Here is a 12,519-nt window from a genome sequence, read left to right as displayed (position 1 = left end):
GCCACCGAAGGGCAATCCCCCTCCCCCGCCGATGGCGACCGGCGTGGCCGCCCCCAGATTGGTGCCCGGCGCCATGGCGGCCACGTGGCTGGCATACATGATGTAGGTGCCGGCGCTCGCCGCACGTGCCCCCGAGGGGGCGACGAAGCTGGCCACCGGCACGGGCGAGGCGAGAATGGCGCGGATGATGTCTCGCATGGAGGTATCGAGGCCGCCGGGCGTGTCCATCTGCAGGATCGCGATTTCCGCCCCGCGCTCCTCCGCTTCCTCCAGGCCGCGTATCACGTAGTCCGCCGTGGCCGGCCCCACGGCGCCGTCGAGCCTCAGAAGAAGCGCCGTGCGCCCCTCCTGGGACGACAGCGGAAGAACGAGGCCAACAAACCCCGCCATGAGAAGAAGCAACGAGACCGCCACCCGCAGGGGAGACGGTACGGACATTGACCGCGCGCGCATGCTTTGAACCCACATGTCGAAAAATATAGGTGCTATGCGCGAGAAAAACAGCCGCGCCAGCACGCATGGATTGCGCCCGCCCCGTCGCACCGCCCGGCCCGCCATCCCATCAGCCGCGTGAATCGCTGCTGGCCGACCGATTCGAATTAGTCATTGGACCCCGGTGCGCCGGCCGGCGATGATTCGGGCATGACGAGCGCCGACCAGCCCCTCCTGCTCAAACGCATCGATCCCCGCCGCAACATGGCGCGGTTCTATCTGCTGTCGATCGAGCCGACCCTGTTCGGTCCGGTCGCGCTCAGGCGCAATTGGGGGCGCCTCGGCACGTGGGGTCGCCAGCGGCTCGAGCTGCACGAGGACGAAGCAGCGGCACGCAACGCGCAGGCCCGGCTTCTCGCCCGCAAGCTGAAGAAAGGATACGAGCGGGCCTGACGACCTGCCCGCGGCCGAACCAGACGGCGGGCCACAAACGTCGCATCGGCATTTCCGCTCCCGCCATCCGCGTCAGGCGCGCGGCGGGACCGGGACCGTTGCCTCCCCCGGAGCCGTTGCTTCTGCGGCCGCGCGCGTCGCGTACGACCAGGCGCTGTGGTCGAGATCGAGCTCGGGGAACTTCCGCGGATCGAGAACCGGGCGTGCGATGCCCGCCTTCAGCTGCGCACGGAAGTCGTTGAGGATGCGCAAGGCGACCGGGAACAGCATCATGATGGCCATCAGGTTGACGAGTGCCAGCACACCCATCAGCGGATCCGAGAAGAAGAAGACCGCCGTCGCGCCCGGTGCCGTCGCCCCGAGGAATACAATGGCGATGATGGCAACGCGCAGCACGTGCAGCGCCGCCTGGCTGCCGGTCATGACGCGCAGCGCCGTCTCGCCGAGATAGTAGTTGTAGATGATCGAGCTGAAGGCGAAGAGCAGGATCGCGAACGTCAGGAAATACTGCACCCACTCGCCGAACTGGCTGACCAGGGACTGCTGCGTGAGCGCGATGCCGTCGATTCCCTCGCTGCCCGGCGCGTAAACCGGGCTGAGCAGGATCATGAGCGCCGTGCAGGAACAGATGATGATGGTGTCGATGAAGACGGAGAACGACTGGGTGATGCCCTGGCTGATCGGATGACGGACGTCGGCGGTGGCCGCGACGTTCGGCGCGGAGCCCAGCCCCGCCTCGTTGGAAAACAGGCCCCGCCGCAGGCCCTGCGCCAGCGCGGCGCCGACGCCGCCGCTCACCGCTTCCTCGAGCCCGAACGCATTGGCGACGATGGTCCACAGCGCGCCGGGAACGGCGGTTATGTTGAAAGCGATGACCAGAAGCGCAAGAGCGATGTAGCCGAACGCCATGACCGGGATGATGAGGTCGGCGGCCCTGGCGATGCGCCGGATGCCGCCGTAGACGATGAAGCCGGTAATCACCGCCAGAAGCAGCCCGCTCCACACGCGCCCGACTCCGAGGCTGTCGTTCGCTGCCCCCGCAAACGTATTGCCCTGGAAGGCGTTGAAGCCGAAGGCGAACGCGGCCATCAGGCAGACGGCGTAGAGAACCGCCAGCCAGCGGTACTGGGCTCCCAGCCCGTGAATGATGTAGCTCGCCGGACCGCCGGTATAAGTGCCGTCGCCGTTGGAACGCTTGTAGAGCTGGGCGAGGGATGATTCGACCAGGCTCGTCGCCATGCCGATCAGGGCGATGACCCACATCCAGAACACCGCGCCCGGCCCGCCGAGCGTGATCGCCACGGCGACGCCGGCGATGTTGCCGCCGCCCACCCGGCCACCGACGGAGACGAGAAGCGCCTGGCGGGCGCTGATCGCATTCGGGTCGCCGCTCTGGTTCTTGGACGAAAGAACCCGGAACATCCGCCCGAAATACTCGAACTGAACGAACCCGCTCATCAGGGTGATGAAGACGCCGAAGATGACCAGGATGGGGATCAGCGACCACCCCCAGGTCAGGTCCTCGATCAAACCGAAAAGGCCTCTGATCACATCCATCGGCTTCTCACCTCCTCAAAAAGTGCCGCCTCCCGCAGGCCCGCCCGTGCAATGATTTCAACTATCCATTGAAACCGGCAGGAATGACAAGCGCCAAGCAGGTTTTGCACCGACTTTGCGTGCGAGAACCGGACCACCAAGGCGTCACATGAATGTTACGTCGGTGACCTAACGATGCCGCGCTATCCGCTCTTCAGGCTTCGACGCAAGGCGGCGGCCGACCGCCTCATCTCCGATTGTGGCGCTCTCATTGCCCGCGCTGAAACGTCGGAAGTCCACGCGGCGACGTGAACAGCTTTCGCAAGTGCGGGCTGTTGGGAGCAACGGGCCCGCCGCACTCAAGAAATTTCAGGTTCTCAACCTGGAGAGTACTTCTCTTGTACTCTAACGATACTTTTGCGCGTGTTATACCACGGCAGACACAACAGTGGATGTCACGAATTCTTCACGCGAATATTATCAAAGTGTCACACCACCAAACCTAATTTGCGGCACATATCGATTCCGGCCAGCCCTTGGCCAGCAGAAAGGAGAATCCGACATGTTTTCACTCAATCGACGGCATGCGCTCGGCTTGCTCGGCGCGACCGCCGGCAGCATTGCCCTGCCCCGTTTCGCCATCGGCCAGACGGCGCGCCCGTCCGTCACCATCGCGGTGCAGAAGATCACCAACAACAACACCCTCGACATCTGGAACGAGCAGTCCAATGTCGGCGAGCGGGTCTTCTTCCCGAACCTCTGGGAGGGGCTGATCCTGCGCGACTGGATGGGCAATCAGGGGCCCGTCCCGGGGCTCGCGACCGAGTGGACGCGCATTGACGACAAGACCCTCGAACTCAAGCTGCGCCAGGGCGTGAAGTTCCACAACGGCGAAGAGCTCACCGCGGACGACGTGGTGTTCAGCTTCTCCGCCGAACGCGTGTTCGGCGACACGCAGCCGGTGGGCGGCGAGACCATCTTCGAGGCCGACCACAAGCCGACGACGGCCAAGGAGCTCCCGGCCTCCGTGCCCGGTATCGGCCGCCGCCTGTGGCCGGCGCTCGCCGGCGTCGAGGCGGTGGACAAGTACACGGTGCGCTTCCACAACGCGACGCCGGACGTCACCCTCGAGGGCCGCCTTTACGCTTTCGGCAGCCAGATCGCCAGCCGCCGGGCCTGGGACGAGGCCTCCTCCTACGCCGAGTGGGCGCAGAAACCCGTCACCACCGGCCCCTACATGGTCGGTGAGTTCCGGCCCGACGTATCGCTGACGCTCGTCGCCTTCGACGATTATTGGGGCGGCCGTCCGCCGCTCGAACAGATCCGCTTCGTCGAGGTCCCGGAGGTCTCCTCCCGCGTCAACGGCCTTCTGTCCGGCGAGTACGACTTCGCCTGCGACCTGCCGCCCGACCAGATCGCCGCCATCCAGGCCGCGGAAGGCCTGGAGGTGCAGAGCTCGACCATCTGGAATCACCGCGTTTCGGTCTTCAACACCCAGAACGCCATCCTGGCCGACCCGCTGGTGCGCCGCGCCATGACGCATTCCATCGACCGGCAGGCGATCGTCGATTCGCTCTGGGCCGGCCAGACCGTGATCCCGGCCGGCCTGCAGTTCAAGTCCTATGGCGACATGTTTGTCGAAGGATGGACGGTTCCGGAGTTCGATCCGCAGCTCGCCCGCGATCTCTTGAAGCAGGCGAACTACAAGGGCGACGCAATCCCCTACCGCCTGCTCAACAACTACTACACCAACCAGACCCCCACCGCGCAGATCATGGTGGAGATGTGGCGCCAGGTCGGCCTCAACGTCGAGATCGAGATGAAGGAGAACTGGGGCCAGATCCACGATCCGCAGGGCGTGAAGGGGGTGCGCGACTGGTCGGCATCGAACCTCATCAACGACCCGATCACGCCGATGGTGGTCCAGTTCGGCCCGAACGGCGAGGTCCAGCAGAAGAAGGACTGGACCAACGCGGAGGTCAACGAGCTCTCGGTGGTGATGGAGACCAGCACGGACCGGGCTGTGCGCAAGAAGGCTTTCGCCCGCATGCTGGAGATCTGCGAGCGCGAGGATCCGGTCTACCAGCTCCTCCACCAGAATGCGGTGTTCACCGGCATGAAATCGTCGCTGAACTGGAAGGCGGCGCCGGCCTTCGCGATGGACTTCCGCGCCTCCAACTGGACGAGCTGAGCTTCCCGTCTTCGGCCCCGGTGGCTTTGGCCGCCGGGGCTTTTCACGCCCGCCGCGTCCGCGGCCGGCGGTATGGAGCATGGCTAAGACAATCGCGGGTGAAACATGAGCGCGAAGACATCCAGCCTGGTGGAAATGCGTGACCTGAAGGTCGCCTTTGACGGCGTCGAGGTGCTGCACGGGATCGACCTCGACGTGGCCCATGGGGAGGCGCTCGGCCTCGTCGGGGAATCGGGCTGCGGGAAATCGGTCACATGGTTGGCCGCACTCGGCCTCCTGCCGGGCAAGGCCAGCGTCACCGGCACGGTCCGCCTCGAGGGGCAGGATCTCTCGGCGGCGCCGAGGACCGTGCTCGAGACGGTGCGCGGCAAGCGCATCGCCATGATCTTCCAGGATCCGTCGAGCTCGCTCAACCCGGTGCTGCGCATCGGGCGCCAGATCACCGAGGCACTGGCCATCCATCGCGGCCTGACGGGTGCGGCGGCGAAGGCCGAGGCCTTGCGGCTGATGGACATGGTCGGGATTCCCGATCCCCGCCGCCGTTTCGATCAATATGCGCATGAATTCTCCGGCGGGCAGTGCCAGCGGCTGATGATCGCCGTCGCGCTCGCCGGCGAGCCCGAGCTGCTGATCGCCGACGAGCCGACGACGGCGCTGGACGCGACGATCCAGGCGCAGATCCTCGACCTTCTCGGCACGCTGCAGGCGGAAACGGGCATGGCGCTCGTCTTCATCAGCCACGATCTGGGCGCCGTCTCGCAGGTGTGCGAGCGGGTCTGCGTGATGTATGCCGGGCGCATCGTCGAGCAGGGAACGGTCGATCAGCTGTTCTCCGCGCCGCGCCACCCCTATACGCGCGGCCTCTTCGACGCCATTCCCCGGATCGACGGCCCGCGCCGGCGGCTGATCCCCATTCCCGGCACGGTTCCGCACCCGCGGGAACTGCCGCAGGGATGTGCCTTCTCGCCACGCTGCCCAAACGCGACCCGGTTCTGCGAGACGAAGCGCCCGCGGCTGCTTCTGCAGCCCGACGGCCGCAGCCTTGCCTGCGTGCATCCGGTCGAACCGGCCGCCGACGACACCCACCGCACAGAAATCTTCGAAGATACGATGCAATGAAACCACTGATCGAGGCGAGAGACCTCGTGCGCATCTACGAGATGCGCAAGAAGCTGTTCGGCGATGCGCTGCCGGTGCGTGCCGTGGACGGCGTGTCCCTGTCCGTCCTGCCCGGCGAGACGCTCGGGATCGTCGGCGAGTCCGGTTCGGGCAAGTCGACGCTCGGCCGCATGCTTCTGGGCATCGACCCGGCACAGGCGGGCGAAGTCCTGTTCGAGGGGCGGCCGATGCCCACGCAGCATAGCGCCGAATGGCGTGCGCTCAGGGCGCGGATGCAACTCGTCTACCAGGACCCGCTTGCCGCGCTCGACCGTCGCCTGACCATCGCCGCCCAGATCGGCGAGCCGCTGGAGATCCACCGGATCGGCAGCCGCGAGGACCGCATGGCCCGCGTACGCGAACTGATGGCCGCCGTCGGGCTGCGCCTCGACCAGGCCGGGCGCTATCCGCGCCAGCTTTCCGGCGGCCAGCGCCAGCGCGCCGTCATCGCGCGCGCATTGGCGGCGGGGCCGTCGCTTCTTGTCTGCGACGAGCCGGTGTCGGCGCTCGACGTGTCGATCCAGGCGCAGGTGGTCAACATGCTGCGCGACCTTCAGGAGAAAAACGACATCGCCATGGTCTTCATCAGCCACGACCTGAAGGTCGTCCGCAACATCGCCGATCGCGTCGCGGTGATGTATCTCGGGAAACTCGTTGAGGAAGGCTCCTCCGATACGATCTTCCGCACCCCGCACCACCCCTACACCAAGGCGCTGGTGTCGAGCGTGCCGGTCCCCGGCAAGCGGCTGCAAGGCCGGGTCATCCTGCAGGGAGAGCCGCCCAATCCGGCAGCCCGCCCGTCGGGCTGCGCCTTCCATCCGCGCTGCCCGCTGGCATCCGAGATCTGCCGCACCCGAACGCCCGAGCTGCGCCGCATCGAGACGGGGCGAACCGCGGCCTGCCATACGCTGACGGGCGACGGCGCCATGGCGGCTTGAGGAGACGCCGATGGTCCGCTTCGTTCTCACACGGCTGCTTCGGGCACTCATCACCATCGCCGCCGTGGTGACCTTCGCCTTCATCGTCTTGCGCATGTCCGGCGATCCCGCCCAGGTGATGCTGGGTCCCGACGTGCCGCAGGAGGCCGTCGAGGCGTTCCGCCATGCCTGGGGCCTCGACCGGCCGCTCTGGATACAGTACCTGGCCTACGTTAAATCCATCTTCACCGGCGATTTCGGCGTCTCGATGCGCGACAAGGCGCCGGCCATCGATCTGGTGCTGGAACGCGTGCCCGCCACGCTGCAGCTGACGATCCCGGCCCTGATCCTGAAGCTCCTGATCGGCGTTCCGGCCGGCGTCTACGCCGCCCTTCACCGCCAGAGCTTCGCCGACCGCGGGGTGATCCTGATGGCGATCCTCGGCTTCACGATTCCCTCCTTCGTCATGGGCCTGATCCTCATGCTGGTGTTCTCGGTGATGCTCGGCGTCCTTCCCTCGGGAGGACAGGACACCTGGATGCACGGCATCCTGCCAACGATCACGATGAGCATCGGCGGCATCGGCATTCTCGCCCGATTTTCCCGCTCGGCGATGATCGAGGTGATGGGACAGCCCTTCATCCGCACCGCCTCGGCCAAGGGCGTTAAATGGCACGACGTGGTCTGGGGGCATGCCCTGCCCAACGCGGCGATCCCGATCGTGACGATCGTCGGCTTTATGGTCGGCTCGCTGATCGCCGGCGCCGTCGTCGTGGAATCGATCTTCTCGTGGCCCGGGATCGGGCGCCTGCTGGTCGTCTCGGTCACCAATCGCGATCTTGCCGTCGTGCAGTGCATCCTGCTCATCATCGCCGCCGCGATGGTCGTGTCGAACCTCATCGTCGACCTTCTCTACGGCTGGCTCGACCCACGCCTGCGCGCCCGCCTCGCCCACTAGGAGCCCCGGAAAACCGCCATGTCCTCGGCCGACCTGACAGACACGCGACCAACGCCCCATCCGGCCTTCGCCTTCGTGGCGCGGCTCCGCCGACAGGTTCCGCTCTCCGTCGGGCTCGGTGTCCTGTGGCTTGCGGCGATGGTGCTGGTCGCCGCTTCCGCCGACCTCCTGCGCCCCTACGGCATCACGGTCATGGATCTGACGAGCCGGCTTGCGCCGCCCGGTTCGCCGGGGCACTGGCTCGGCACGGACGAGCTCGGCCGGGACGTGCTTTCCCGGCTGATCCAGTCGATCCGCGTCTCGCTCGTCATCGCCTTCGGCGCGACGATCATTTCCGCTGTCTTCGGAACGGCGCTCGGTTTCGCCGCCGCCCAGTTCCGCGGCGTGGTCGAGCATCTGGTGCTCGTGCTCGCCGATTTTCAGGCCGCACTGCCGTTCCTGATCATGTCGCTGGCGGTTCTCGCCTTCTTCGGATCCTCCATGACGCTGCTTGTGTGCCTGATGGGGTTTTACGGCTGGGAGCGATATGCGCGCATCGCCCGCGGCCTGGCGATCTCGGCAAGCGCACAGGGCTACGCGGCCTCCGTCGTCCAGCTCGGCGCGACACCCGCCCGGGTCTATTTCCGCCACATCCTGCCCAACGTCGCCTCCACGCTGATCGTGTCGATGACGCTGACCTTTCCCGAAATCATCCTGATGGAAAGCGGCCTTTCCTTCCTGGGCCTCGGCGTGCAGCCGCCCGAGACCAGCCTCGGCAACATGGTCGGCTTCGGGCGCGAATATCTGACGACCGCTCCCTGGATCATGCTGGCGCCGGCCGCCGTCATCATGCTGACGACGCTTTCCATCTCGCTCGTCGGCGACTGGCTGCGCGACAAGCTCGATCCAACGATTCGCTGAAGAGGATTTGAATGACCCTGATCACCGGCCATCGCGGCGCCCGCAATCTCTGGCCCGAGAATTCGCTTTCAGGCTTCCGCAACGCCCTCGCGCTCGGCGTCGATGCCATCGAGTTCGACGTGCATCTGACCGAGGCGGGCGAACTCGCCGTCATCCACGACCCGACGCTGGATCGCACGACGGAAGGGACCGGGCCCGTGCGGGCCCTGACGCCCGAGGCGCGGGCGAACACAAGGCTCAAGGGTACCGGGGAAGGCATCCCCACGCTTGCCGACGTGCTGTCCGTACTGGCGCCCGCCAAGGAGGTCCGCCTCCACGTCGAGGTCAAGCTCGACGAGACCGGAGTGCCCTATCCGAGCATCGTCGAACAGGTGGCGGGGGAGCTCGCCCGGTTCGGCGTCGAGGAGCGCTCCGTTCTGACCAGCTTCGACCTCTCGGTCCTGGGGGAATGCCGCCGCTGCGCGCCGCAAGTCGCGCGGCTGGTTTCCGTCAACGCCGAATGGGCGGAAAGGCAGGGCGGACTCGCCGCCTTTCTCGACCGCGTCGATACCCGCGTCAACCTGGTGGCGATCCACCACGAGCTGATGGAAGCGGAGTGGACGCTGGTCCGCCAAAAGCTGCCGCTCGAGAGATTGTGCGTGTGGACCGTCAACGACGAAGCGCTGATCCGCCATTGGCTGGCGCGCGGCATCGGCCACCTGACCTCGGACAATCCCGACCGCGCGCTCGCCCTGCGCGCACCTCGTGAACGCCGGCGGGCCGGCGGCCCCCGAAGCACCCACCCGGACAGATCCAATCGGAGACACGCCATGACCAACATCATCGCCACCGGCTTCAACGCGGGTTCTATCGACGGAGAGCTCTTCAGCCTGGAGGCCGAGTTGCGCCGGCTGGCGGACATCGGCGTCGATACGGTCGAACTCGGACTGACCAGCATCGATCTCATCAGCGGCGGCCGCGTGATCGAGGAGCGGGCGGAGAGGCTTCAGGCGCTCACCGCCCAGTTCCCTTTCCGCTATACCGTGCACGGGCTTGTCTCCTCCAATTTCATGGATCCGGCGACCGCGCGCTATCAGGTCGATGCGGCCAAGGCCCTGGTCGAGATCTGCGACAGGATCGACGCACGGGTCCTCGTCCAGCACGGCGGGCATCTGCGTGCCGATCAGATATTCGATCGCGCGGCGGCCGACCAGCGCGAGCGCGAGGCGCTCTTCGAGCTCGCCGAATTCGCCCGGCCCTACGGGATTCGCATCGCCTTGGAGAACATCTTCACCACCGAGCCCGGGCAATACCGCCAGACGCCGGCCGAGGTCGCGGCGACGGTGAAGGCCGTCGACCACCCCAATCTCGTGGCGCTGATCGATTTCAGCCACGCCTATATCGAATCCACCTATCGCGGGCTCGACTTCCGCGATCAGCTGCGCGCCATGGCGCCGGTCGCCGGTCACCTGCACGTCCACGATTCCTTCGGCCGCCCGATCGGCTTCTACAAGCCGCACCATCTTCAGGAGGCGACCGCGCTGGGTCTCGGCGATCTGCACATGCCACTCGGCTGGGGAGACATCGACTGGGAAGACATCTTCGGCGAGCTGGAATTCCTGCCCGGCACGGTGTTGATGATGGAGATCATCACCCGCTACCGCAGCGAGCAGCCGGCCTGCCTCGAACGCGCGAAGCGGCTGATGACGCTGAACGAGAGGCGAGGCGCTGTCGCGGCTGAATGAGATGACAGGGATATTTTGGCCTGACAACCTTCAGGAGTCGTGCGGCTTCTCTAGACGAACGTTCCGGACATCTTCCGGCTAGTCGGCGAATATGCTGATTTCCGCCTGCCCTCCTTCGCTCTGGCAGGCGCGGTACATTCCCCGCGTGTTGAACGTCAGCACAGGGCGGCCGGTGCGCCCGAGCGCGATGACCCCGCCGCTGCCGCCGATTTCCGGCAGTTCGAGAACCTTGCGACGGACCGCCTCGACAAGATCGAGGCCCTGATACTCGACCATAGCGGCGATATCGCGCGCCACGGTGAGACGGATGAACATTTCGCCATGCCCGGTCGCGGAGACGGCGCAGGTCCTGTTATCGGCATAGGTGCCGGCCCCGATTATCGGCGTGTCGCCGACGCGGCCCGGATGCTTGTTGGTCATGCCGCCGGTCGAGGTGGCGGCGGCGAGATTGCCGGCGCTGTCGCGCGCCACGGCACCGACGGTGCCGTACTTGCCGTCATTGTGGTCCAGCGTGACCATCGCGGCCTCGCGTGCGTCTTCCAGTTGCTTGCGGCGATGATCGGTGATGAACCATTCGGGATCGACCGTCTCGGCGCTCACCCGCCGCGCAAAGGCTTCCGCGCCCTGCCATGCCAGAACGGCATGGTCGCTCTCTTCCATGACCTTCCGGGCCAGGCATACGGGATTGCGAACCGTCCTGAGGCCGATCACGGCGCCCGCCTCGCGCGCGCGGCCGTCCATGATCGCCGCGTCCATTTCGATGGTTGCCTGCGAGGTCAGCACGGAGCCCCGGCCGGCATTGAAGAGGGGGTTGTCTTCGAGCGCGACGACCACGCGTTCAACCGCCTCGACCGCGCTGCCGCCATCCTTGAGCACCGTCCTGCCGCATATAAGGGCGTGGCCGAGACCTTCGCGGAAGGACGCTTCACCCGCCGCCGACAGCTTCTCGCGCAGGATCGTTCCCGCGCCGCCATGCAGCGCCAGCGCCCACCGGGCCTTCTGTTCCATCTCTTTTTCCTTGTCTGTCTCGCGGAGCCGATCCGCTGGCGATCATTCGCGCGGACACCGCTCCCACACGCGCATTTTGTCGCGGGCGAAGCTCCGCGGAAAGCGTTTGGATGAGGCAGGCCGGCACGAATTGTCGGTGCCCATTGTCCCGATCCCGGCGCGTTGGGCCAATGCCGAGTCGCTCTCGGTCATGTCACCCATGCATCGAACGCTTCTGTTTCCCGACCAGATACGCGCGGAATGAAGGCAAGCGGCTGCCGTCGTAGGCCGGCATCGGCGTTGCATGCCAAAGCGCATTGAGAATCGCCTCTTCCGTCGCCTCCACCGCCGCCTTGAAGAAGGCGTTCATTTGGCTTTCGCAAAGGCGCGAGGCCGGATAGGTGTCGGCGCTGCCGCGCTCGAAGATATTCGCGGTGGAGAACGCCAGCGCTATATCGCCGCTCTGGTGGCCGAGATGACTGCCGAGACGCCCGAGGGCGGCACCGCTCCTGCGGGAGAGGCGGCCGAGCTGCCGCGAGTCCATCGGCGCATCCGTTGCCATGACGATGATGATCGAACCCTTATCCTCGTCACCGGCATCGGCGCGGGCCCACTCGGCAACGGGCCGCCCGAAGACCCGCAAGTCCGCCTGCTGTCCGAAGTTGGAAAGGACCAGCACCCCGACCGTGTAGCGGTTGTCGGCCAAGGCGACCTGCCGCGAGGAGGAGCCGACGCCGCCGGCAAAGCCGAAGGTCTTCATGCCGCTGCCCGCACCCACCGTTCCCTGGTCGAGCAAGGTGCCGGCATTGGCGATCGCGGCTTCGGCGGTCGCCTCGCTCACGCGCAGCGCCTGGATGTCGTTTACCTGCCCGTCGTTGCATTCCAGCACGAGGGGATTGACCGTCGCGCTGCACCGGCCAATGTTCGGGTTCTGCGCGATGGCGCGCTTGATCAGCGCCGTCGCACAGGCCGGCACGGCGAATGTGTTGGTCAAGAGAACCGGTGTCTCGATCTCGCCGAGCTCCATGAGCTGCACCAGCCCAATGCTCTTCCCGAACCCGTTGAGGATCGAAGCCGCGGCCGGCACCGGCCGCCGATAGAGGTCGCCCGCATGGGGCAAAACCGCAGTCACCCCGGTACAGGATCCGCTTTCGTGAATGGATTCGTGCCCGACGAGAACGCCATCGATGTCGCAAATCGTATTTGCCGGGCCGGTCGGCAGCTGCCACCAGCCGTTGTGGGGTATCGTATTTCTCATGTCTA

10 protein-coding genes and 2 pseudogenes are annotated in these 12,519 nt (G+C 66.1%); 8 read left to right on the top strand and 4 right to left on the bottom strand.

Annotated features, from left to right (window positions below; genetic code table 11):
• Window positions 1-390: pseudogene (locus ACFP9U_RS11150) on the bottom strand (nodulation protein NfeD); the annotation flags it as partial.
• Between the two features lie 252 nt (window positions 391-642).
• Here ACFP9U_RS11150 and ACFP9U_RS11145 point away from each other — a divergent pair.
• Window positions 643-885: a WGR domain-containing protein gene (locus ACFP9U_RS11145; protein ID WP_322449737.1), complete on the top strand. Its 243-nt coding sequence runs from the start codon at window positions 643-645 to the stop codon at window positions 883-885.
• A 72-nt stretch (window positions 886-957) separates the two neighbouring features.
• Here ACFP9U_RS11145 and ACFP9U_RS11140 read toward each other — a convergent pair whose 3' ends face one another.
• A complete protein-coding gene (locus ACFP9U_RS11140; RefSeq protein ID WP_378621398.1) occupies window positions 958-2,442 on the bottom strand; it encodes an alanine/glycine:cation symporter family protein in 1,485 nt (494 codons plus the stop codon).
• A 541-nt stretch (window positions 2,443-2,983) separates the two neighbouring features.
• Here ACFP9U_RS11140 and ACFP9U_RS11135 point away from each other — a divergent pair.
• The 7 genes and pseudogenes from ACFP9U_RS11135 (at window position 2,984) to ACFP9U_RS11105 (ending at window position 10,269) form a co-directional block, all read left to right on the top strand.
• Window positions 2,984-4,612, top strand: a complete 1,629-nt coding sequence (locus ACFP9U_RS11135) for an ABC transporter substrate-binding protein (RefSeq protein WP_378621396.1) — start codon at window positions 2,984-2,986, stop codon at window positions 4,610-4,612.
• A gap of 105 nt (window positions 4,613-4,717) precedes the next feature.
• Entirely contained in the window at window positions 4,718-5,731 is a 1,014-nt protein-coding gene (locus ACFP9U_RS11130) for an ABC transporter ATP-binding protein (RefSeq protein WP_378621395.1), read from the top strand.
• Complete coding sequence (locus ACFP9U_RS11125; protein WP_378621393.1) at window positions 5,728-6,708, top strand: ABC transporter ATP-binding protein; 981 nt, start codon at window positions 5,728-5,730, stop codon at window positions 6,706-6,708. The genes ACFP9U_RS11130 and ACFP9U_RS11125 overlap by 4 nt, the downstream gene beginning before the upstream one ends.
• A gap of 10 nt (window positions 6,709-6,718) precedes the next feature.
• Entirely contained in the window at window positions 6,719-7,645 is a 927-nt protein-coding gene (locus ACFP9U_RS11120; RefSeq protein ID WP_322449742.1) for an ABC transporter permease, read from the top strand.
• Window positions 7,646-7,663: 18 nt separating this feature from the next.
• Window positions 7,664-8,545, top strand: a complete 882-nt coding sequence (locus tag ACFP9U_RS11115) for an ABC transporter permease (protein ID WP_322449743.1) — start codon at window positions 7,664-7,666, stop codon at window positions 8,543-8,545.
• 11 nt (window positions 8,546-8,556) lie between these two features.
• Window positions 8,557-9,282 (top strand): annotated as a pseudogene (locus ACFP9U_RS11110) (glycerophosphodiester phosphodiesterase family protein); the annotation flags it as partial.
• Between the two features lie 72 nt (window positions 9,283-9,354).
• Window positions 9,355-10,269, top strand: coding sequence for a TIM barrel protein (locus tag ACFP9U_RS11105; RefSeq protein WP_378621400.1), 915 nt, complete (start codon window positions 9,355-9,357; stop codon window positions 10,267-10,269).
• A 78-nt stretch (window positions 10,270-10,347) separates the two neighbouring features.
• Here ACFP9U_RS11105 and ACFP9U_RS11100 read toward each other — a convergent pair whose 3' ends face one another.
• Window positions 10,348-11,277: an isoaspartyl peptidase/L-asparaginase family protein gene (locus ACFP9U_RS11100; RefSeq protein WP_378621391.1), complete on the bottom strand. Its 930-nt coding sequence runs from the start codon at window positions 11,275-11,277 to the stop codon at window positions 10,348-10,350.
• A 193-nt stretch (window positions 11,278-11,470) separates the two neighbouring features.
• Window positions 11,471-12,514, bottom strand: a complete 1,044-nt coding sequence (locus ACFP9U_RS11095) for a P1 family peptidase (protein ID WP_378621389.1) — start codon at window positions 12,512-12,514, stop codon at window positions 11,471-11,473.
• Window positions 12,515-12,519 lie beyond the last annotated feature (5 nt).

The sequence above is a fragment of the Nitratireductor sp. GCM10026969 genome, assembly GCF_042660605.1.
In the GTDB taxonomy this organism is placed as follows: Bacteria; Pseudomonadota; Alphaproteobacteria; order Rhizobiales; family Rhizobiaceae; genus Chelativorans.
The sequence above is the reverse complement of the archived record's forward strand: the minus strand, read 5'-3'. Positions and strand labels throughout refer to the sequence as shown.